The following is a 22,278-nucleotide window of genomic DNA, read 5'->3' on the forward strand; positions in this document are numbered from 1 at the left end:
CCAGGTGCTTTTTTTTGCGCCTCCTGGTCCGGAACACTTGAGTTTGGGCAACGTTGATTTACCAGGAAAGCCAACATGCGGTACCTTCTGTGCGTATTGACAGTTCACCACTTATCTGCAACGCTATGAACCACACAGACCAAGAAAATACGCCAGACCAAGACAGACCCAACAACATCAATGATGAAAGCCACCAGCGCAATGCGCCGGGCAACCAACCAGATCCTTCGGCCAAGCGCAACATAGGCCTGGGCGGTGACACCGAACGCGACAACCAAAAAGATAAACTGGAGAACCTGCACATTGGCGGCGATGAAGTTACCGGTTACGGCGCCAATGACCGCACCGACACCGAGGCCATTTCCCAAGGACCAGGCTTTGAAGTTGAAGGCAGCTATGACGCCATGGACGGCGAAGCCAACGGCATCAGGAGCGGAAACCAGGAGTTTGGCTCTGATGAAGTCACCCCATCTGAAAACAAACCAGACAGAATTTAAACCCTTCTGCTTCACATGTAGTAAGACCACAGGCTACGCTCCACAGCGTAGCCTTTTTTTTTCTCTACCGTTTTCGGGCTCATTTCTGAAAACGTAGCCAAAAACGGCAACGCCTTTCCAGAAGCTGGAAAGGCGTTGCCGTTTTTAATAAGTTGAAACTACCTGCTAGTTCTGCTGAGGGTACCAGTTGCGCAGCCGCACGTCAATCTTCTTCTTGCCAGCATCTACTTTTTGCTTGAAGGCGTTCACGTCACTTAAGCCGCCCTGGCCGCGGTAATGGTAGGGGTAGACAACCTTCGGTTTAAAGTCAAGGACTGCCGAGGCGGCCTGGTCCACATCCATGGTGAAGGGCAGGTTCATGCACACAAAGGCCACGTCTATGTTTTTCAAGGCGCGCATTTCCACTATGTCTTCCGTGTCGCCGGAAAGATAGATGTTCTTGCCGCCCATTTCCAGCACATAGCCGTTGCCGCGGCCTTTGGGGTGGCGCGAATCAGCGGTTTCTGGCAAGTTGTACATAGGCACCACGCGTACAGAAATTCCCAGCTGCGACGTGGTTTCGCCGTTGCCCAGCACCACCGCTTTGGCTTTTAGGGCCTCGGGCAACTGGTCAACCACGGCTTGCGGCGCAATAATGATGGCTTTGCTGGTGTTCACAGCTTCCAGGGTTTTCTTGTCTAAATGATCACCGTGGATGTCTGTGATGAGAATAAGGTCTGGCGCGGCCACGCCTTCAAATCCTTGCGCGCCGCCATACGGATCCACCCAAATGGTTTTGGCGTCCCAGTGCAGCACCACCGTTCCGTGGGTGATGGGCTGAATTTTCAACGGACCTTTCTTGGTGTCTATCTGGTCAAGGGTTGGCTTCTGCGCCACGGCATTGCCGGAAATCAGCAAAAAAAAGGCAATAAGGAGTTGTGGAAATTTCATAGGTTTAAAAATGTAAAGGCTTTTTGAGGAATGGTTTTGATGATATGTGCTGTCCCTAAGACAAATAAACCCAGGTTTTGTTTAAAGGCCGAAATCTGAAAAGTAAAAAATCCGTTTTCGGGCTCATTTCTGGAAATGAGCCCGAAAACGGAAAATGAAAGAAACCCACTATTACCCTTGCGGTTCTTCTTTGGCAGGCCCACGGGAATTGAGCAAACCCGCCGGCACCGACAATTCGCCCGTCTGCGGGTCCAGCAAACCGTTGCGTTCGTCTTCAATGTTAGTGGCTTGGGTGTAGACATCACCCGCAATGCGGCGCTTGCGCATTTCCTGTTTAAAGAGTTTTATGCGGTCGGCGCGTTCTTCCAGGTCATTGGGCCCGCCGTAATCTGAAAACCCGAAACCACCCCACTCACTGATGATCACCGGCGACTGCCCGCGGTAAAAATACTGGTCGCCTACCACCAGCGGGAACGCCGCCACGCCTTCCATCTGCCCGGAAGTAATTTGATCCAGCACTTCGCACCAGCGGTCTACCTCTGGCGTGTACACGTGCGCGGTGAGCAAATCGGTTTTCAGTTTTCCTTCAAAAGAAACGTGCTGCCAGCCATCATTGTCCACCACCAGGAATTGCGGGTAGCGTATTTTCATGTAATGGAAGATGTCCATGATGTACTGGCGCGTGTCTGGGTTGGTGGCGATGTCCTGGGCGCCCCAGTCTTCGTTGTACAAACTCCAGATAATCACCGAAGGGTTGGTTTCGGTGAGGGCGAGCATGCGCATGAGTTCGGCGCGGTGGTTCTCACGGCTTTTCTGCGTGGAGCTGTGCGGGCTGGGCACTTCCACCCAGAGCAAAAGCCCAATTTCGTCTGCCAGGTTGTAGATGCGGGGGTCAACGCCGGCAATATGCACGCGCACCAGGTTGCAGCCCAGTTCTTTCATGGCAAACATGTGGCGCCGCATTTCTTCATAAGTGGCCGTGCCGGGCTGGTACAGAATGCCGTCTATGTAAATCTCCTGGTTGTTGAGGTAAATGTAGCGGCCACGGGCCTCAATCTTGCGCATGCCAAAGTGGCCTTCAATCTGGGCAGTGTAGCCGCTGGAATCAATCAGTTGCGCCACCAGGCGGTACAGCTTGGGGGTTTCAGGGCTCCAAAGTTCGGCCCCCGGAATCTCCATGACTACGTGCTGTTGTTTCTGGCCTACTTCCAGTTTGAGCGGAAATTCTGAGGTGGCGATGGGCTCTGTGTTATCTACGTCGCGTTCAAAAACCTGGAGTTTGAGCAGGTACATGCCCGGGTCATGAATACGCGGCGTGAAATTGAAGCGCACCAAGGAATTCTCAATAATGCTTTGCACGCCAAACCGTGACCGCAGTCGGTTGCGCTCCACGGTCTCCAGCCACACGCTGCGCACCGCTCCGGTGTAGGTTTGGTACCAGATGCCGCCGCGCTTGTACACATGTGATTCCTGCTTGCCGCGCGGAATCTCGGCGTCCATGGTGTCTACAATGCGCACGGTGAGCCAGTTCTGGGGAAGCAGGTGCTCTTCGTTGAGTTCATAAGAAAAGGACGTGTATTCGCCGTAGTGCACCTCTTCGCCTTCTACCGTGGTGAGCAGCCGGCCATTGAGCCACACGCGGGTTTCATAGCCACAGGCCCCAAAAGTAATCTGGAACATGGACTTTACGTTGGTGTCTACGCGCTCGGGCCGGGGAAATTCGCGTTCATACCAAACCACCACGCGGTCATGCCAGGTCGGGCCCGCCGTGGCCGAGAGGCCTTTGGCTTGGGTGAGGTGCTCTTCCACAGAGCCGGGCCAGTTCGCGTTGTGCTCAAACTTGTGGCCCAGGTACCAGGCTTCGCGCAGGCCGCGGTCTTCCGCATCCATCTCAAATTTCCATTCGCCGTCCAGCAAGAAATAGGTGTTGGGCCGAATGATGGCGCGGGGGAGGGGATTCAGGTCCTCAGGTTGGCGGTGGGCGCTCTCAAAACTCTCGGTGGTGCTCAGGTTGGGGTGGTGCGATTGCATATGGGCAGTTTTGCTTTTGGTCAAAGGTTCTCCGTCTTTAACGGGATTTGTGCGGGAGTAGATTACCTGTTTTTCAAATCTTGCCGAGGTTTAGACAAAACGCCCCCTGCTGCCCTTGGGTAGGAGAAAATCACTTTGTTCTACCCGGCCATCTGCGCCATATAAATTATAATTGAGTTGTACCTGAAGGCTAATTCACGCTAGGCCAGGCATATCTGGCTTTTCAACTCTAAAGAATATTGCCTGATGGAAAACTCTTCTACAAATAGAAACTCCCGTTTTCGGGCTCATTTCTGGAAATGAGCCCGAAAACGGGAGTCAAACGAATTTAAAAGAGGATAAAGGTTCTACGAAGCAGTTTCCTGCGAGGGTGAAAACCGCGCAATAAGCATGGGCGCCAAGAGGCTAACAATGCTCAGAACTTCCAGGAATGAATTTTTGGGCAAGAAGTTCATACCAATGAGGAAGGCCCCGCAAGCAACCATGATGACCTTACTCAAAGGCTTATCCCAGGCCAGGCCAAAAGCAATGTAGGCAACACCAATTAAACTGAACATAACCAAATTTAGAAGGCGATTGGTTTCAACTGGGTAGTCTAAAAACCAGTTGCCGATTTTGAGCATAAACACCAGAATCACCAAAACTTTGAACGTCATAAAAATGGTCTTTTCCATGTGTAAGCAGTGGGTGTTTACAGGTTAGTACGTAAAGTATTTAGGACTTGCTGCCTCTTGAATTCTTTTGTTTCAGCTTGAAATAAATGCTCTGTAAATTACTAATTTCTGCATTTTTAGCAAGGGCTGCACCAGGCAATTTTATTTCTTTGGAAGCTGGCTTTTTCAAGTTCTGTGAGAAGGCGCAGGCGGATTCTGTTTTTGGCTCCGTTTCCAGAAATGAGCCCGAAAACGGAAAACCAAGCGCAAAAAAAGCCGCCTTTTCAAAAATGAAAAAGCGGCTTTCCTATTTTAATTAGACGTATTACTTCAAGTTCATGTCTGTGATGATGACCTGAATTTTCTGGTCGAGTTTCTGGCTCACCTGGTCAAATTCCTGGGCGTTGGCCAAGGGCTCGCGCACGCTGAAATAAAATTTGATCTTAGGCTCCGTGCCCGAAGGCCTGGCCGAAATCTTGGTGCCGTCCGCCGTGAGGAACTGCAGCACGTTGGAGCTTTCCAGGCCGGTGGCCTGCTCAGCGCCCGTTTGCAGATTTCTTCTAAAGCCGGTTTTGTAGTCAATCAGTTCCACCACATCTGACCCGGCAATGGTCTTGGGTGGGTTCTCACGAAGCTCTTGCATCATTTCCTGAATCTCCAGCGCGCCACGGTGGCCTTTCTTGGTCAGGGAAATCAAGTCTTCCTTGTAATACCCAAACTCCGTGTACATCTGAATCATGAGTTCAAACAGACTCTTGCCCTGGTCTTTGGCCGCGGCTACCATTTCGGCAATCATGGCGCAGGCAGAAACGGCGTCTTTGTCCCGCACAAAATCACCCACCAGGAAGCCGTAGCTTTCCTCGCCGCCGCAGATGTACTGGGCTTCGCCTTCTTTCTCGCGCATGATGGTGGCAATGTATTTGAAGCCGGTGAGGGTCTCAAAACAGTCCACGTTAAAGCCTTCGGCCACGCGGTTGATTAGGTCTGTGGTCACAATGGTGCTCACAATGTACTCTTTGCCAGTGAGTTTGCCCGCTTTTTGCCAGGCCTGCAGAATGTAATAAGTGAGGAGCGCGGCGGTTTGGTTTCCGTTGAGCAGCACCCATTCGCCGTTCAGGTCTTTCACGGCAATGCCCACGCGGTCGGCGTCTGGGTCGGTGGCCAGGACCAAATCAGCGTCCAGTTCCTTGGCTTTTTGCATGGCCAGGTTCATGGCGTCTTTCTCCTCGGGGTTAGGGTAGACCACCGTTGGGAAGTTCCCGTTTGGCGTAGCCTGGGCCTCCAGCACGTGCACATTGGTAAACCCGAACCGCTCCAGCGCGCGTGGCACCAGCGTGATGCCGGTTCCGTGAATGGGCGTGAAAACAATCTTGAGGTCTTTCTGGCGCTGAATCATGGCCGGGTCCACGCTCAAGGTCGCTACTTTGTCCAGATACGCCTGGTCCACCTCGTCCAAAATGAATTCTACGTTGGCTTCGTTTCGCTCAAATTTTACTTGCTCCACGCTCTGGATTTTGTTAACTTCGGCAATAATGTTCTTGTCATGCGGCGCGGTCACCTGACCACCGTCGTTCCAGTAGGCTTTGTAGCCGTTGTATTCTTTGGGGTTGTGCGAAGCCGTGACCACCACGCCGCTCTGGCAACCCAAATGCCGGATGGCAAACGACAGCTCGGGCGTGGGACGTAGCTCTTTGAAGAAGTACACTTTTATGCCGTTGGCGCTGAACACATCTGCCACCACATTGGCGAACACGTCTGAGTTGTTGCGGCTGTCATGCGCAATGGCCACGCTCACCTGCTGGTCTGGGAACGATTTCAACAGGTAATTGCTCAAACCCTGCGTAGCCATGCCCACGGTGTAGCGGTTCATGCGGTTGCTGCCCACGCCCATAATGCCGCGAAGCCCGCCGGTGCCAAACTCCAGGTCTTTGTAGAAAGAATCAGTGAGCGTTTCAGTATCGCCGGCATCTATCAATTTCTGTAATTCGGCTTTGGTATCATCGTCATAGCCACCTTCCAGCCAGGCGTTTATTTTGGTTTGGAGGGAAGAATCTAGTTGTAGGTTATTTTCCATAGGAAGTTTAATGATTGAATAAAGGAAGGAGTGAGGGAGTGACTTAGGAAACAAGTGTTGGTATCTTCATTCACTAATTCCTTCCTTCACTCCTTCACGCATTATCTAAAGGTTTCCGCGCAAGGCCTGCTCGCGTTCAATAGACTCAAACAACGCCTTGAAATTCCCTTTCCCGAAGGACTTGGCTCCTTTCCGCTGAATGATTTCATAGAACACGGTGGGGCGGTCTTCCACGGGCTTGGTGAAAATCTGGAGCAGGTAGCCTTCGTTGTCGCGGTCCACCAGAATGTTGTGCTCCTGCAGGCGCTGCAGGTCTTCGTCAATGGCGCCCACGCGCTGCAGTAAATCGGCGTAATAAGAGGCGGGCACGCTCAGGAATTCAATGCCACGGCGGCGCAATTCACCCACGGTAGTCACAATATCATCTGTGGCGATGGCAATGTGCTGCACGCCGGGACTTTTGTAATAGTCCAGGTACTCCTCAATCTGTGATTTCTTCTTGCCTTCGGCGGGCTCGTTGATGGGGAACTTCACGTAGCCGTTTCCGTTGCTCATCACTTTACTCATTAAGGCAGAATATTCGGTGGAGATGTCTTCATCGTCAAAGGTGAGCAACAATTGGAAGCCCATGACCTTGGCGTAGAAATCTACCCAGGTGTTCATTTCGCCCCAGCCCACGTTGCCTACGCAGTGGTCCACATGCTTGAGACCTACCGGGTTTACCGGCACCGGGCTTTTTCTGGCTACAAACCCAGGCATGAACGCGCCTTTGTAGTTTTTGCGCTCCACAAAAGTGTGAATGGTTTCGCCGTAGGTGAAGATGGAAGCCACTTTCACTTCGCCAAATTCATCTGTGAGGGTCTGCGGTTCGCCCGCCGATTTAGCGCCGCGACTGGTGGTTTCCTGATAAGATTTGTAGGCATCGTCCACCCACAGGGCCATGACCTTTACGCCATCGCCGTGCAGGCGCACGTGCTCTGAGATGGCGGAATCTGGGTCCAGCGACGTGGTGAGTACAAAACGCACCTTTCCTTGCTGCAGCACGTAAGAAGCCCGGTCGCGCACGCCGGTCTCGGGGCCCGCGTAGGCCACCAGCTCAAACCCGAACGCACTTTGGTAGTAATAGGCGCTCTGCTTGGCATTGCCCACGTAAAATTCTATGTAATCTGTGCCGTTTAAAGGAAGAAAATCTATTGGAGTTTCCATTCTAGAGGTTTTTTATGACGGTTTACGTGCCAGGGCACGGCAAGAAAGGTAAAAATAGAAGAATTGCGCCGGAAAGAAAATAGGTAGTTTACGCAGGGTTTTGGCCCATCTACTTGGAAATAGCGCAATATGTTATAAAATTTGTGAAAAATACGAACGCATGAATATCCAAGAATTAAATACGCGTCTGGTTTCCATGATCCAGAAAAAACAGGAGCTCAGCAAACTTTCCTACAATGATGACCGCTATGACGAAGTGGAGGAGGAACTGCATGACATGGAAGACGAGTTCAACGATAATTTCGGCGAATACCTGGAAGAAGTGCTGGGCGACGTGCACCAGAAAATCTGCCCCGACACCGACGTGCTCCTGCCCACCGCTTACTTGCCTGAAGCCCTGAACGCTGAAGGCCAGGTAGACGTGACCGGCAAGGAAGGCGTTTGGGTGGAAGCCGATGCCTACCCCAACAAAGAGGCTCGCCTGTTGCTAGTGCCCAACCCCACCCGCCTTATCTTGAGCGTAGGCAAGACCGTGCGCCAGGAAGTGTGGCAAGCAAGCTAGTATCAAGTATCAGGTAGCAAGATTTTTATAGAAATGGCCCACGTGCAGGCAATGCTGCGCGTGGGCCATTTTCCGTTTTCGGGCTCATTTCTGGAAACGGAGCCAAAAACAGGATTTGATTTTTATGATTGTCAGGAAATTCCTAACATGGGGTATGAAAAACTGGTGGTACTATTTCTTGGTTTTGGTTTCAGTATGGGCTTGCCAGAAAAAAGAGGTGGCAAAAGTGACAGATTCCTCCTCTGGCACACCGCAGCTATCACCACCATTAACCCTTACAAAACGAATTGATACAACATATTATACTCAATATCTTTTCAAAAGGGGAGAGTATGATTACATGAATAGCCAAGTAGAATTAAAGGTTGGAGATGACACCTTTAAAGCTGTTACTGAAGGATATAGTCTAAATGACAGTTCTTTGACAGAAACTCTTAGAGATAGTGCTGATGGAGAACTAAAAAGTGTTCGGATCATGAAAGCCCATAATCATGTTTATAAAATCAAATTGAGTAAAAATGGGGAAGTTTTATTTGATAAAAAGTTTACTAAACATGATTTTCTGAAATTGGAGAATGATGGCTTTATCATAGAAAGTGTACCTATGGCAGCTCAATTCAGAGGAGTAACGCTTGATGGAAGAGTGTTATTTGATATATGGTTTGGGCTTCCTGATAGTGATTTTGGCGGAATATCATTCTTTTCAACTGATTTGAAAGGTAATTTACTGCAATTAGAATCTTACAGTAGCACCGGAGGGAATGGATGTGATGGCGAAGTTCATACCAGCCCAAACCGAAAATACTTCCTAAACTGCCATACTCTATTTGGGCCTGGTAACTATAAATTCAAATTTGGTAAGGAAGATATGGTAGCTGCAAAGTTTTTGACAGACACTACTTTTTTTGCTTTATATGATTATGTGGAGCGATATTACAACAAGGCTAAAAAGAAATGGGAGGAAAAATATGATAGGAAAACTAAAAATTTAATTTTCTATCATGTGAATGGGAAAAAAATAGCTGAGTACAGATATGATGGTTTCTATAATGAATTAGACTATGCTTTACCCATGTTTTGGTTAGATGACCAACATCAAGTCTACTTTATGGACGAAGAAAAAAAACGCTTGCATACTTTTTCAGCAACTGATCCAACTGATTATAAAGTAATTCCTTTAAATTCAATTAATAGCTTAAAAAAGCGTCCAGTTGATTCCACATTAAAAGAAGTTCTCATGGATCGGACATTTCTAGGGAAGAATTATTATTTCTATTTTTCATCAGATACACTCAAATCATTTTTTGTGAAGACTACTTAAACAGGAAAGCCGAAGCAATTGCCTCGGCTTTCCTGTTTTACACAAGTCTTGCTACTTGATACCTTCTACGTGATACCAATCTAAAACCCCAACTTCTCCCGAACGCGTTTCAACACGCCGCTGCCAATGGCGCGGGCTTTGGCGGCACCTTCAGCTAGTTTGGCGTCAAGCTCCGGCAAGTTGTTCATGTAGTAATGGAAGCGCTCGCGGGGCTCGGCGTATTTGGTCAGAATCAAGTCATACAGCGCCTGTTTTGCGTGGCCGTAGCCGTAGCCGCCGGCCAAATACTGCTGGCGCAGGATTTCAGTTTCTGCTGGGGTGGCAATTAAGGAATACAGTTTGAAGGTGGTGTCGGTGGCGGGGTCTTTGGGGTCTTCCAGGGTTTTGCTGTCTGAGACAATGGCCATCACGCGTTTGCGCAATTCTTTCTCGGGCAGGAAAATATCAATGGTGTTGCCATAAGACTTACTCATTTTCTCGCCGTTAAGGCCAGGCACGGTCATCACAGATTCGTCCACTTTGGCTTCGGGCAACACAAACGTATCCCCGTAAATGTGGTTGAATGAGCTGGCCACGTCACGGGTGATTTCCAGATGCTGTACCTGGTCTTTGCCCACGGGCACAAACTCCGCGTCATACAAGAGAATATCGGCGGCCATCAAGATAGGGTAGGTGAAGAGCCCGGCGTTCACATCGGCCAAACCCCGGCGCGCCGACTTATCTTTGAACGAGTGCGCGTTGGCCAGCATGGGGTACGGCGCGAAGCAGCTCAAATACCACGTCAACTCCGTTACCTCAGGCACATCGCTCTGGCGGTAGAAGATATTTTTATCGGTGTCAAACCCGAAGGCCAGCCACGCAGCCGCCACCGCATAGGTGTTCATTTTGCGTTCCTCGGCGTCTCTGATGGAGGTGAGCGAGTGCAAATCTGCTATGAAATAAAGTGAGTCGTTCTGCGATTTTTTGGAAAGCTCAATTGCGGGAAGGATGGCGCCCAGCAGATTGCCCAGGTGCGGACGGCCACTGCTTTGGATGCCGGTAAGAATTCTTGCCATGGTGGTACGGTTCTTTTGCACAAAGTAAGCGATTGCAGGCCAGACTGGAAAACCAGAAGCGTTTTTGGCCTCATTTTCAGAAATGAGCCCGAAAACGGCCTACCGCAGATAGCGGTTAATCAAGGCACTTACTTCCTGGGCCCGGCCCATCACCATTAAATGCTCGCCGCCCGGCAGCACATGCAAAGGCTTAAAGTGCGGCACCGGCAGAATTTTGTCCTGGTCTCCGTGAATGGCCACCGTATTCTCTGGGTTGGCCAGGTGCCGCCAGTTCAGAATCTGAGTCAGGGACCAACGCAAAAACGGAATGTCCGTGTCATGGATGATGGCGTCAAAAACCCGTTTCTCCTTTGGCAACTTCGCCCCGAAAAGCCAGTGGGCCGGCGCTAGCCAATGCTTAAACCAGTCCAACGGCAGCCATTTCTGCAACTGCAGCCATCCGCCCGCCCGGTAATGCAAGGGCAACTGCCGCGTATCAGCCAGGCTGGACAGCAGAATCACTTTGGTCACCGGCATCTGTTTGGCTATTTCCTGCACCACCATGCCGCCGAAACTTAAGCCCACCAGAATAGGCGGCACCGGGCTGGGTGTCATCTGCGCGATTAATTTGGTGGAATAGCTGGCCATGGTATCTTCCGGGGCAGGCGTGCACCACTTCAGAATCACCGGATTGGGATGGTCCAGGGTCAGGAATTGAAACAACCGTTCATCGGCGCAAAGCCCGCTCAAAAGGTAAAGGGGAGGTTGGGTCATGCGGACGTGTACGGATGTAGGTGGTTATTGTAGAGTTAAAAAGACGTGAGGATTTCCGTTTTTGGCCTCGTTTTCAGAAATGAGCCCGAAAATAGGTTTTACTCTTTGGCGATGAACGTATCAAACGGGACTTCGCGGTCACCGGCCAGGTATCGGTCTATCAAGGCATGGGCCACATACAACAACGGCGTGAGCAGCACCGCCACGGTGAATTTGTAGAGGTAATTAATCACTGACACCGAAAGCACCGTTTTCAAATCCCAATCCCCGAACACATAAAACGCAATGTACAGCACCACCACCGTGTCCACCAACTGGGAAACCAGGGTAGAGCCGGTGGCCCGGAGCCAGATTTTCTTATTGCCGGTGAGGCCCTTGAGCCAATGGAACACGTGCGCATCCAGAATCTGCCCCACCAGAAACGCCACCAAGGACCCAATGATAATGCCCAAGCCCTGTTTAAAGACTTTGTTAAAAGCGAAGTTCATGTCAAAGGCGCTGCCGTTGGGCCCTTGGTTGTTAATGTCTAGCCAGAATTGCGCCGGCGGAAGTTCAGTGGCGGTGACAATCACCAGAAAGGCATAGGCAATTAAACCCGCGGTCAGGAAACTGATGCGCTTCACGCCGCTCTTCCCGAAGTATTCATTGATGATGTCGGTGGTGATGAAGACTACGGGCCAGATGATTACGCCGGCTGTGAGGTTAAAATCAAACTTGGTGCCCAGCACTGGAATCTGCGCACCAGCCATTCCAAAAAGGCCTTCAGCCGAGAAGATTTTCACGCCAATCAATTCCGCCAGCAACGCGTTGGTGAGAAAGATGCCGCAGAGCACCATGAACAGGTTTCGTTTTTTGGCGCCCATGGAGTTTGGGAGAGCAGGAGAGGCCATACAAGTGGTAGATTCTGACGAGAAAAGGTACGCAGCCTAAGGCGTTATTCCAACACGCTCACGGTTTTGCCTTCGGTGGCCAGGTTGGTGTTGGGGAAGATGGCCTGGGCTTCTTCCAGCAGCGGGAGCAGGTCTTTGTAGCGCGCCGAAAAATGCCCGATTAACAAGCGTTTCACCTGTGCTTTCTGGGCCAGGGTGGCGGCCTGCGCGGCGGTGCTGTGAAAAGTGTGTTCGGCACGGTGGGCCATGTCACTCAGGAACGTAGATTCATGGTAAAGCAAGTCTACGCCGGTGATGTGGGGCAAAATGTCTTCTTTGTACTTGGTGTCAGCGCAATAGGCGTAGCTGCGGCTGTGCTTGGGGTTGGTGGTAACGTCAGAATTGCGCACCAGCACTTCGCCCTGCTCGTTTTTGATATCTTCGCCCCATTTCAAGCGCACCAATTGTGGTGGCGTGAGAAAGGCGGGGAGCTTGTTTTTGAGTAGATGGCGCGGTTTTACTTTCTCTTTGAACAGAAAGCCGCAGCAAGGCACGCGGTGCTGCATGGGCAGGCTGTGCACCGTCATGAACTTGTCTTCAAAGATTTTACGGCAAACGGTAGTGTCTACCTCCACAAAATTAATGGGGTAGGGCAGGTGGGTGCCGCCGTATTTAAATTGAAGGGTAAGGATTTCGGCCAGGCCTTTGGGCCCGAAGAGGTTGAGGGGAGCCGTGCGCTGTTGCAAATGCATGGTAGACAGCAGGCCGGCCAGGCCAAAGTAGTGGTCACCGTGCAGGTGCGAGATGAAGATGTTGCAAATGCGCTGATGCTTTACTTTGTACTGCATCAGGCGCATTTGCGTCCCTTCGCCGCAATCAATCAGGTTGATCTGACTGCCAACTGTGAGTAGTTGGGCGGTATGGTGTCTGTCAAAAGAAGGCGTGGCAGAAGAGCTACCAAGTATTTTCAGCTCAAAGTCCAAACTGCGGCCTGCTTAAAGACTATTCTTCTTTCTTGGTGAGATCGCTCTCAATCTCGTGCAGGAACACACGGTCAATGCCTTCCTCTACGGTTGGCAAGATGTTCAACACAGACTCCAACTTAGAGATGGTGATCAACTTGGTCACGTGCTCCTGCAGCCCGGTCAAAATCAACACACCGCCAGAAGAGTTGCAAAGACGGTTAGCGATCAAGATAGAAGAAAGCCCAGAGGAATCAGTATATTTTACGTTGGTAAGATCAAGGATTAAGTTGGTGATACCTTCTGCATTCAACTTCACAAACTCAGACTTAAGATCTGGCGCAATGGTGGTATCCAGCTTCTTTTCATCTATGGTGATGATGGTGTAGTTTTCTTTTTTATCAATTGTGTACTTCATAAGTAACAGCAAAAAGGTTTAGAATGCGAATCTACCAAATTTTGGTGGAATATCTGTAACAATGTAGGTTAAAAAATGTTTGCGGCAATGCTTTCTTGCAGCGTAAGTGGCTGAGTGGCATAGTCCTGCGGTAAAAAGGGCTCGCCCAGCAGCTGTTCATATAATTCTATGTAGCGCTTAGAGATTTCTGAAACCTTGGCCTCTGTCATGTGGGGGATTGACTGACCTTCCTTGCCCTGAAAACCGTTCTCAATCAACCATTGACGCACAAACTCCTTAGAAAGTTGCCGCTGCGGCTGGCCACTTTCCTGCCGCGCCTGGTAACCTTCTGAATAAAAGAACCTTGACGAATCTGGCGTGTGAATTTCATCTATCACGTAAATCACACCGTCTGCCTTCCCGAATTCATACTTGGTGTCTACCAAAATCAGGCCACGTTCTGCGGCCAGCTCTGAACCGCGCTGGAACAAGGCGCGCGTGTACGCTTCCAACTGTTTATAATCTGCTTCTGAGACAATGCCCTGGCGCAGGATTTCTTCACGGGAAATGTCTTCGTCGTGGCCTTCGGCGGCTTTGGTGGTGGGGGTGATGATAGGCTCCGGGAAAGGATCGTTCTCGCGCAAACCTTCAGGCATGTCAACTCCGCATAAAGTACGTTTGCCGGCACTGTACTCGCGCCAGGCGTGGCCAGCCAGATAGCCTCTGATCACCATCTCCACTTTAAACGTCTCGCATTGCTTGCCTATGGTCACGTTGGGCGCCGGGTGGCTAATGACCCAGTTAGGCACCACGTCTTTGGTAGCCGCCAGGAACTTGGCCGCAATCTGGTTCAGCACCTGGCCTTTGTAGGGGATGGCGCGCGGCAGCACCACATCAAACGCCGAGATTCGGTCTGTGGCCACCATGGCCAGGCGGTCCTGGAAATAATAGACGTCCCGCACCTTACCCCTGTAAAAGCCGGTTTGCTGCGCGAATTCAAAATTGGTCTCTTTTAACGCTTGCATAGGAAAAGATAATGTGGCAAAGTTAGAAAAGGATACCAACCCTACAAGCCGATGCAGTTGTTATCAAATGATTAAGGTTTTATTTTCTGTCGTTTTCAAAGATTTCCGTTTTTGCCCTCGTTTCCGGAAATGAAGCCAAAAACGCATTTCAGAAAGGTCACGCCGTTCCGCGGAACGGTTAGTCTACTTTAAAACTGGAAAGCCACTTTCAGAAACAGGCATAATTTGAAAGCAGTATTGCTAGGATTGGTTGCTTAGCCTTTGTTGGTGTTTTCAGTTACAAGCAAAAGAAAGCCATTCCGTTTGTTGGTGATAATACCAACAAAGGCGGTGTGATTGCAAAGCCTACTTGCGTTTATGCCGATTCCCCGTTTTTGGCTTCATTTCTGAAAATGAGGCCGAAAACGGAAACCAACTTACACCAAATCAAATTAAGCTACAATCCTTTATAGCTGTAAAAAATGCTAATTAAAGTTAGGTTATGATATTGAATTGTTAAGCAATGGTTGGCTTGGTTGCGAGCATCGTAAAAAAAATATTCGTAAAAAATTTTAAAAATAATTTGGAGATTAAAAACTGGGGCCTACATTTGCAGTATCAAGTCAATTATTCCGGTAGTTGATTTATAAAGAAGAGCGGAGAGACAGGCTCAATGAAGCTCTAGCAACCTACTAAGAGGTAAGGTGCTAAGTCCTGATCCCAGATGACATATTGCGCTGGGGAATATAAATTGATACGAAGATGGAAAACACCCACACTCCCACTTCTGACAAGTACAAGTCGCTGCCACGCGTAGCGCAACATGGTTACACCCTTTCTTTCTGCGCCACGCTGGAGACACGAATGCCCATGACGGGTATTTGTTGCTGTTGTCGCTAATCCCCAATTCCTGCATTTTCTAGGGTTTTCCGCGTTTCCGCGACCGGTTGCGGCTATGCGTACCTTTCCCTAGTGTCTCGGTATTATCACATTTTTTAAAAGTAACCTTGTATTCTTATGTCAACTTCACATCGTTTTGAGACGTTACAGCTGCACGCTGGCCAAGAAATAGATCCTACTACCCGCTCACGCGCTGTTCCCATTTACCAGACTACGTCTTACGTGTTTGAGAACGCCGCCCACGGGGCCAATTTGTTCGCACTCAAGCAGTTCGGGAACATCTATACCCGCATCATGAACCCCACCACCGATGTGTTTGAGAAACGCATTGCGGCCTTAGAAGGCGGCGTGGCGGCTTTGGCCGTGGGTTCTGGGCAGGCGGCGCAGTTCATCGCGCTCAACAACATTCTGCAGGCCGGAGACAATTTTGTGACCACCAGCAACCTGTACGGCGGAACGTACAATCAATTCAAAGTGGCTTTCAAGCGCCTGGGCGTGGAAGTACGCTTCGCGAAAGATGATTCGCCGGAGGCTTATCAGGCGCTGGTAGATGAAAATACCAAAGCCATTTATTTAGAGACCATTGGCAATCCACGTTTCAACATTCCTGATTTTGAGGCCATTGCGGAAGTTGCCCAGAAAAATGACTTACCTCTTATAGTAGACAACACTTTTGGCGCGGGCGGCTATCTTTTCCGGCCGCTGGAGCACGGTGCCAATGTGGTGGTGGCTTCGGCTACCAAATGGATTGGCGGGCACGGCACCAGCGTAGGCGGCGTGATCATTGACGGCGGAAACTTCAATTGGGGCAACGGCAAATTCCCGCAGTTCAGTGAGCCCTCTGAAGGCTACCACGGCCTGGTGTTCTGGGATGTATTCGGTTCTGAAGGTCCGTTCGGTAACATTGCGTTCGCCATCAGAGCCAGGGTAGAAGGCTTGCGCGATTTCGGCCCGGCTATCAGCCCGTTCAATTCCTTCCAGTTGATTCAAGGCTTGGAAACCTTGTCGTTACGGGTAGACCGCACCGTGCAAAACGCGCAGGCCCTGGCCGAATGGCTGGATAAGCACCCGTTGGTGGACAGCGTAAATTATCCGGGTCTACCGTCCAGCAAATACCATGACCTGGCCAAAAAATACCTGAAACGTGGGTTTGGCGGTGTGTTAAGCTTCAATCTGAAAGGCGGAAAAGAAGAAGCCGAGGTTTTTGTGAACAGCCTTGAACTGGTGAGCCACCTGGCCAACGTGGGCGATGCCAAAACCTTGATTATTCATCCGGCCTCCACCACGCACCAGCAATTGAATGAAGAAGAACAAAAATCGGCGGGCGTGACGCCTACCTTGCTGCGCGTGTCTTTGGGCATTGAGCACCTGGAGGATGTGAAAGCCGATTTTGAGCAAGCCTTCGCCAAAGTGAAAGTACGTGACCTGAAGCTGGAGGCTTCTCTAAACTAAGAGTAACCATGTTGAAAGGCCGCGTTTTTGAATACAACTTTGAATTTCCGTTGGAGTCTGGGCAAACATTGCCCGGCTTCCAACTTTTTTACACCACCTGGGGCACGCTCAACCAAGACAAGAGCAACGTCATCTGGGTGTGCCATGCGCTTACCGGCAACGCGTTTGTGAAAGACTGGTGGGGCGAGCTTTTTGGAGAAGGAAAAACCTTTGACCCGGCCACCCATTTCATTGTCTGCGCCAACACGCTGGGCGGTTGCTACGGCTCTACGGGTCCGCTTAGTTTGAACCCAGACACCGGCAAACCTTATTACCACACGTTTCCGCAGCTTACTAATAGAGATGTAGCGCGGGCCTTTGATTACCTGCGCGAAGAACTGGGCATTGACCAGATTGATGTCTTGCTGGGTGGCTCTTTGGGCGGGCAACATGCCTTGGAATGGTCCATCATTCGGCCGGAGGCGGTGAGGCGCCTGGTGCAGGTGGCCTCTAACGCGCAGCAAACGCCCTGGGGCATTGCCCTGAATGAAAGCCAGCGCATGGCCATTGAGCAAGACGTAACCTGGCAATTGAACACCGATGACGCCGGTCTGAACGGCATGAAAACGGCGCGTTCCATCGCCTTACTTTCTTACCGCAACTACCAGGCTTACAACGGTGGCCAACAGGAGAACAGCCTTGAAAAGCTGAACCACTTCAGGGCGGCTACTTACCAGCAATACCAGGGCGAAAAACTGGCCAACCGCTTTAATGCCTTTACCTACTGGCACCTCACCAAAATGATGGACAGCCACCACGTGGGCCGGGGCCGGGGCGGCGTGGAAAATGCCCTGCGCCAGGTACTAGCCGAAACGTTGGTGATTGGCGTGGATTCTGATTTGCTGTTCCCCCTACCAGAGCAGCGGTTGGTGGCACGGCACATTCCCAATGCCACGTTCCAGGTAATCAGGTCAGGTTTTGGGCACGACGGTTTTCTTTTGGAGGCTGGTCAGTTGCAGGAGGCACTAGAAACTTTTTTAAAGAAAAAACCACAGAGAAAGACATGGATTCCAACCGTATTCTAAAAATAGGCTTGTTCGGGTTTGGCTGCGTAGGGCAGGGGCTGTATGATATTCTGGAGCGCGAAACCCAGTTGCCGTTTCAGATTGAGAAAATCTGCGTGAAAGACCCCACCAAGGTGCGTCCGCTAAGCCCGGAATATTTTACCTATGACGCCGAGGAAGTCTTGCAAGATGACCGGTTGGATCTGCTGGTGGAAGCCATTAGTGATGCCCAAGAAGCTTACCAGATTGTGACTGCCGCGCTCCGGAAAGGCAAACGCGTGGTCACCGCCAACAAAAAACTGGTGGCGTTCCATCTGCCCGAGTTGTTGGCGCTGCAGCAGGAATTTGGCGGCGTGCTGTTGTATGAAGCAGCAGTGGCCGGCGGCATTCCCATCATTAGAGCCGTGGAAGAATATTTCGCGAATGAACCTTTGGTGCGCGTACACGGCATTCTGAACGGTTCATCCAATTACATCCTGAGCCAGATTTTCCAGCAACAGAAGCCGTACCATGAAGCCCTGAAAGAAGCCCAGGACAAAGGCTTCGCCGAACTGGACCCGTGGCTGGACGTGGCCGGCGCCGATTCCCGGCACAAACTATGCATCTTAACGGCCCACGCCTTCGGGAGAACGCTGGCGCCGGAGGAAGTCGCTTTCTTCGGGATTGATTTCCTGGGCCAGCGCGACCTTGACTTCGCGAAGCACAACAATAGCAGCATTAAATTAATAGCCTCGGTGCACGTGACGCCAGAAGGAGAATTGGTGCCGTTGGTGCTGCCCAGCCTGGTAAAAGCCACTGATGACCTTAACGTTGTAGAGCAGGAATTCAACGGTGTGGTAGTGCAGGGAGCCTATTCTGGGCCGCAATTGTTCAAAGGCCGCGGCGCGGGCGGGCACCCCACGGGTGCGGCGGTGTTGTCTGATGTGATTTCCATCAGTAAAGACTACCAGTACGGGTACCGAAAATTAAACCAGACGCTAAGAATACCTGCCTTGGCGCTGGACCATACCCTTGAAGTGTACCTCAGAACATCAGACCCAGCTTTGTTTGACACTCTGGAATTAGAGCACCAGCAGATTATTGAGTGCGCGCCAGATGCCGAGGCCGTTGTGGGGACTGTTACCCTGGGGAATTTAGTGCAGCACCAGGACAAAATTCGCGAAGCCGGTGCTTTCATCCTGGCTCTTTCCTCAGATTTTACCAAAACAAAAGTGCAGAAACAGGAGAAGGCCGAAGCTGTTTTGTCATAATTAAAAAGGTCATGCTTTCGGCCTTTTAAAGAAGCTTGTTTATAGGTTGGTTCGTTAGGCAAACGTCCGGTACCAGTTGGCACCGGGCGTTTTGTTTTTAGGCTCATTTTCAGAAATGAAGCCAAAAACGGAAAGATAATTACGAAAAGATATAACCTGTCTAACGCAGGTTCCCCCCTTAAGGGGAGAATCCCCGTGTGGCAGGCGGGATACGGTCTGAGGTAGAAAGTTATTATTTGAAATGCTATTTAGGCTAGAAACAAAAAATCCGTTTTCGGCCTCATTTCTGGAAATGAGGCCGAAAACGGAAATCTTGAAAAAGTAAAACCCTAGTCTACATACACGGCCTGCACGCGGTCACGCAAATTATACGCGGAGGCCATCACTTCGCCGTAGGCGCCGGCGGTTTTAATGGCTACCAAATCGCCACGGTGGGTTTCTGGGAGTTCAATGCCTTTGGCGAAACAGTCAGAAGACTCGCAGATGGGGCCCACCACGTCATAGGTTTTGGCCGGGAGATTGCTGGTGAGGTTCTCAATTTTATGGTAAGCCTGGTACAGCGCCGGACGCATCAACTCGGTCATGCCCGCATCCAGAATCACGAAATTGGTTTTCTGCCCGTGCTTGAGGTACAAAACTTTGGAGATCAAACTTCCGCACTGCGCCACCAACGCCCGGCCCAATTCAAAATGGACTTGCTGGCCTGGCCTTTTGGTGAGCAAGCGGTTGAAAATGCCGAAGTATTCCTTGAAATCTGCGATGGGATGTTCTTCGGGCTGCTGGTAGTTCACGCCCAGGCCGCCGCCCACGTTCAGGTGCGGAAACGTGTAGCCGCGGGCCTCAAACCAATCCTGCAGTTCATTCACGCGCCCGCACAGGTTCTCAAACGCCCGCAAATCTGTAATCTGCGACCCAATGTGGAAGTGCAAACCAATCAGTTTGATATTTGGCCAATGTGAGAAATTCGGCAACAGGTTTTCCAGTTCCCAGGTATTGATCCCGAATTTATTTTCCTCCAGGCCGGTGGTGATGTATTTGTGCGTATAGGCGTCAACGTTGGGGTTAATGCGCAGCGCCACCTGGGCAGTTTTGCCCTGGGCGGCCGCCAGTTCCTGAATCACCTCCAGTTCCTGCACAGACTCACAGTTAAAGCAGAAAATACCGGACTGCAAGGCCAGGTTGATTTCCGCGTCTGACTTGCCCACGCCCGCGAATACAATATTTTCCGGCGTAAAACCGGCTTCCAGGGCACGCTTCACTTCGTTGCCGCTCACGCAGTCCGCGCCAAAACCTCTTTCCAGAATCTCGGCCAGAATAGGGGCGTTGGCGTTGGCTTTGAGCGCATAATGCACGTGGTAGCCGTATTGCTGGGCCTCGGTTTTGGCTTGGTCTAAAGTAGTTCTGAGCAAACCCAGATCATAGAGATAAAACGGCGTGGCGTGTTTGGCTAGCACCGGTAAATGTTGCTTACTCATGGCTTTTTCCCCTTTCTGAAAACACGCCTTCATTGATAGAAATCAGGGCTTTCTCTTTGTGTATAGTATTGACCAGCAAGCTGATGTTGTTTTTGCTTCCGCCATAAGAAATCATGCGCAACGGGATCTGGCTCAATGACTGCACCACTTTTAAGGCGGCGCCAGGCTTGTCTTCCATAAAGTCACCCACCACGCAGACAATGGTCAACTCTGAGTCAATCTCCACGGTGCCAAAACGCTGTAAAGCCTCGGTGATTTCTGGCAAATACGTGGCATTGTCAATGGTCAAAGAAACGGCTACCTCAGAGGTGGTGATCATGTCAATGGGCGTCTTGAAACGTTCAAACACCTCAAACACGCTGCGCAGGAAACCGTAGGCCAACAACATGCGGCTGGACTTTATCTTGATGGCGTAAATACCGTCTTTGGCCGCCACTGCCTTAATTTCCTTGCCCGTTCTTTTAGACGAAATAATGGTACCCGCCGCCTGGGGCTGCATGGTGTTCAACAAACGCACCGGAATGTTGTGCTGCTGCGCGGGCAAAATGCTGGACGGGTGCAGAATCTTCGCGCCAAAGTAAGCCAACTCCGCCGCCTCGTCAAACGACAGTTCGGCAATAGGGTAGGTGTTCTTGACCACGCGCGGGTCATTGTTGTGCATGCCGTCAATGTCGGTCCAGATCTGGATTTCCTGGGCGCGCACCGCCGCCCCCATCAAAGACGCCGAATAGTCACTGCCGCCCCGCTTGAGGTTGTCAATCTCGTTTCGGTGGTTTCGGCAGATGTAGCCTTGCGTGATGAACAAGTGGTGGTCTGGGTACTTGGCCAATTGTTTCTGCAGGTTCTCCCTGATGTAAGCTTGGTCGGGCTCGTCCTCGTCGGTGATTTTCATGAATTCCAACGCCGGCAACAGCACAGACGTCACCCCTTTCTCTTCCTGGAAAATCTGGAAAAGTTGGGTAGACAATAATTCGCCCTGCGCTAAAATGATTTTCTCAATGGCCGCGGAAAACGGTTTGTGCAGACACGCTCTTATATCTGCGAACACCGTTTGCAGCACTTGGTGGCCTTTTTCTTTGGAATCGTCCTGTTTATATAATTCGGCAACCACCTGTTTATAGCGTTGCTCCAATTGGTCTGTGAGAACTAGAGCCTGCGCCACGTTTGCCTGCGCCAGCTGCTGCCCAATCTGCACCAGGTGGTTGGTAGTGCCCGACATAGCAGACAACACCACCAGCACCGGTTCCTGGGCCGGAATCAATTGCGAGACAGCCCCCATGCGCTCTGCTGAGCCAACAGAGGTGCCCCCGAATTTCATGATTTTCATAGAAATAAAATAAACCTGCGAATTTACAAAAGGAACCGGTACCAGCCTTGCAAATACGCCTTTCATTTCAAGAGATTTTCTCACAAAACCCCAAAGAAATTTCCCCTGATCTAAAAATGGTTTTGGCTGGCAACAAGGCATTTATAAAATAGAATTTGCCCTCACTTATTTGACCAAATCTTATCATTCCTGTTTTCGGCTTCAATTCCCAAAACGAGGCCAAAAACGGAATCTCATCTCCCTCAAATTCCTAATTCTTAATTCCCAATTCTCAATTAAAAGTTGGGCGTGCCCCTGCGGGTCGGGCTATGCGCTGCAAGTCCTCGCTGGCGCTGCGGGCTTTCCGCTGCTATCCCTCACGCGGTGAAGATAAAACCAGATGGGTGAGTACCGTTTTCGGGCTCATTTCCAGAAATGAGCCCGAAAACGGGAAATGAAATCCTGTCTGCCGGAACAGGACCAAGACTCTTAATTTAGGAGTGCGCAGTTTGGGTTTAACTCCAGGGGTAAACCAAAG

20 protein-coding genes and 1 riboswitch are annotated in these 22,278 nt (G+C 50.7%); of the genes, 7 read left to right on the plus strand and 13 right to left on the minus strand.

Features of this window, described 5'->3' with window-relative positions; all coding sequences use genetic code 11:
- Positions 1–125 precede the first annotated feature (125 nt).
- Complete coding sequence (locus IMY23_RS02240; RefSeq protein ID WP_192820534.1) at positions 126–497, plus strand: hypothetical protein; 372 nt, start codon at positions 126–128, stop codon at positions 495–497.
- A 165-nt stretch (positions 498–662) separates the two neighbouring features.
- Here the strand turns inward: IMY23_RS02240 and IMY23_RS02245 are convergent, their stop codons facing one another.
- From IMY23_RS02245 to IMY23_RS02255, 3 genes are all read right to left on the minus strand, one after another.
- Positions 663–1,427 (minus strand): MBL fold metallo-hydrolase, encoded by a 765-nt coding sequence (locus tag IMY23_RS02245; protein ID WP_192820535.1) that lies wholly within the window; start codon positions 1,425–1,427, stop codon positions 663–665.
- 171 nt (positions 1,428–1,598) lie between these two features.
- On the minus strand, positions 1,599–3,458 hold the full coding sequence (locus IMY23_RS02250) for a glycoside hydrolase family 2 protein (protein ID WP_192820536.1): 1,860 nt from the start codon (positions 3,456–3,458) through the stop codon (positions 1,599–1,601).
- A gap of 347 nt (positions 3,459–3,805) precedes the next feature.
- Positions 3,806–4,132: a hypothetical protein gene (locus tag IMY23_RS02255; protein WP_192820537.1), complete on the minus strand. Its 327-nt coding sequence runs from the start codon at positions 4,130–4,132 to the stop codon at positions 3,806–3,808.
- Between the two features lie 86 nt (positions 4,133–4,218).
- On the opposite strand from IMY23_RS02255, the gene IMY23_RS02260 reads away from it, so the two are divergent.
- Positions 4,219–4,431 carry a hypothetical protein gene (locus tag IMY23_RS02260; RefSeq protein ID WP_192820538.1) on the plus strand — a complete coding sequence of 71 codons (213 nt, stop codon included), beginning with the start codon at positions 4,219–4,221 and terminating at the stop codon, positions 4,429–4,431.
- A 5-nt stretch (positions 4,432–4,436) separates the two neighbouring features.
- Here IMY23_RS02260 and IMY23_RS02265 read toward each other — a convergent pair whose 3' ends face one another.
- A complete protein-coding gene (locus IMY23_RS02265) occupies positions 4,437–6,185 on the minus strand; it encodes a phospho-sugar mutase (protein ID WP_192820539.1) in 1,749 nt (582 codons plus the stop codon).
- 105 nt (positions 6,186–6,290) lie between these two features.
- Complete coding sequence (hppD, locus tag IMY23_RS02270) at positions 6,291–7,391, minus strand: 4-hydroxyphenylpyruvate dioxygenase (RefSeq protein WP_192820540.1); 1,101 nt, start codon at positions 7,389–7,391, stop codon at positions 6,291–6,293.
- 160 nt (positions 7,392–7,551) lie between these two features.
- Here hppD and IMY23_RS02275 point away from each other — a divergent pair, with 160 nt between their 5' ends.
- Both IMY23_RS02275 and IMY23_RS02280 read left to right on the plus strand, forming a co-directional pair.
- Positions 7,552–7,953: a hypothetical protein gene (locus IMY23_RS02275; RefSeq protein WP_192820541.1), complete on the plus strand. Its 402-nt coding sequence runs from the start codon at positions 7,552–7,554 to the stop codon at positions 7,951–7,953.
- 124 nt (positions 7,954–8,077) lie between these two features.
- Complete coding sequence (locus IMY23_RS02280; RefSeq protein WP_192820542.1) at positions 8,078–9,274, plus strand: hypothetical protein; 1,197 nt, start codon at positions 8,078–8,080, stop codon at positions 9,272–9,274.
- An 80-nt stretch (positions 9,275–9,354) separates the two neighbouring features.
- Here the strand turns inward: IMY23_RS02280 and trpS are convergent, their stop codons facing one another.
- The 6 genes from trpS to IMY23_RS02310 form a co-directional block, all read right to left on the minus strand.
- On the minus strand, positions 9,355–10,329 hold the full coding sequence (gene trpS, locus IMY23_RS02285) for a tryptophan--tRNA ligase (protein ID WP_192820543.1): 975 nt from the start codon (positions 10,327–10,329) through the stop codon (positions 9,355–9,357).
- A 99-nt stretch (positions 10,330–10,428) separates the two neighbouring features.
- Positions 10,429–11,082, minus strand: a complete 654-nt coding sequence (locus tag IMY23_RS02290; protein WP_192820544.1) for an alpha/beta fold hydrolase — start codon at positions 11,080–11,082, stop codon at positions 10,429–10,431.
- 98 nt (positions 11,083–11,180) lie between these two features.
- On the minus strand, positions 11,181–11,972 hold the full coding sequence (locus tag IMY23_RS02295) for a queuosine precursor transporter (RefSeq protein ID WP_192820545.1): 792 nt from the start codon (positions 11,970–11,972) through the stop codon (positions 11,181–11,183).
- Between the two features lie 44 nt (positions 11,973–12,016).
- Positions 12,017–12,934 (minus strand): ribonuclease Z, encoded by a 918-nt coding sequence (locus IMY23_RS02300; protein WP_192820546.1) that lies wholly within the window; start codon positions 12,932–12,934, stop codon positions 12,017–12,019.
- A 19-nt stretch (positions 12,935–12,953) separates the two neighbouring features.
- The gene (locus tag IMY23_RS02305) at positions 12,954–13,331 is read right to left on the minus strand and encodes an STAS domain-containing protein (protein ID WP_062545662.1); all 378 of its coding nucleotides are present in this window, start codon (positions 13,329–13,331) and stop codon (positions 12,954–12,956) included.
- Positions 13,332–13,399: 68 nt separating this feature from the next.
- Positions 13,400–14,335, minus strand: a complete 936-nt coding sequence (locus IMY23_RS02310; protein ID WP_192820547.1) for a phosphoribosylaminoimidazolesuccinocarboxamide synthase — start codon at positions 14,333–14,335, stop codon at positions 13,400–13,402.
- Positions 14,336–14,955: 620 nt separating this feature from the next.
- Positions 14,956–15,067, plus strand: a riboswitch (SAM riboswitch).
- A gap of 264 nt (positions 15,068–15,331) precedes the next feature.
- Here IMY23_RS02310 and IMY23_RS02315 point away from each other — a divergent pair.
- From IMY23_RS02315 to IMY23_RS02325, 3 genes are read left to right on the plus strand one after another with little or no spacing between them, the layout of a single operon-like run.
- Positions 15,332–16,666, plus strand: coding sequence for an O-acetylhomoserine aminocarboxypropyltransferase/cysteine synthase family protein (locus tag IMY23_RS02315; protein ID WP_192820548.1), 1,335 nt, complete (start codon positions 15,332–15,334; stop codon positions 16,664–16,666).
- 8 nt (positions 16,667–16,674) lie between these two features.
- Positions 16,675–17,730 (plus strand): homoserine O-acetyltransferase, encoded by a 1,056-nt coding sequence (metX, locus tag IMY23_RS02320; protein ID WP_192820549.1) that lies wholly within the window; start codon positions 16,675–16,677, stop codon positions 17,728–17,730.
- Positions 17,709–18,959: a homoserine dehydrogenase gene (locus tag IMY23_RS02325; protein ID WP_192820550.1), complete on the plus strand. Its 1,251-nt coding sequence runs from the start codon at positions 17,709–17,711 to the stop codon at positions 18,957–18,959. Before metX ends, IMY23_RS02325 begins: the two co-directional genes overlap by 22 nt.
- Positions 18,960–19,288: 329 nt before the next feature.
- On the opposite strand, the gene lysA is transcribed toward IMY23_RS02325, so the two are convergent.
- Positions 19,289–20,434 carry a diaminopimelate decarboxylase gene (gene lysA, locus IMY23_RS02330; RefSeq protein ID WP_192820551.1) on the minus strand — a complete coding sequence of 382 codons (1,146 nt, stop codon included), beginning with the start codon at positions 20,432–20,434 and terminating at the stop codon, positions 19,289–19,291.
- Positions 20,427–21,761 (minus strand): aspartate kinase, encoded by a 1,335-nt coding sequence (locus IMY23_RS02335; protein ID WP_192820552.1) that lies wholly within the window; start codon positions 21,759–21,761, stop codon positions 20,427–20,429. Before IMY23_RS02335 ends, lysA begins: the two co-directional genes overlap by 8 nt.
- Between the last annotated feature and the right edge of the window lie 517 nt (positions 21,762–22,278).

Source organism: Rufibacter sp. LB8, assembly GCF_014876185.1.
Classification (GTDB): domain Bacteria; phylum Bacteroidota; class Bacteroidia; order Cytophagales; family Hymenobacteraceae; genus Nibribacter.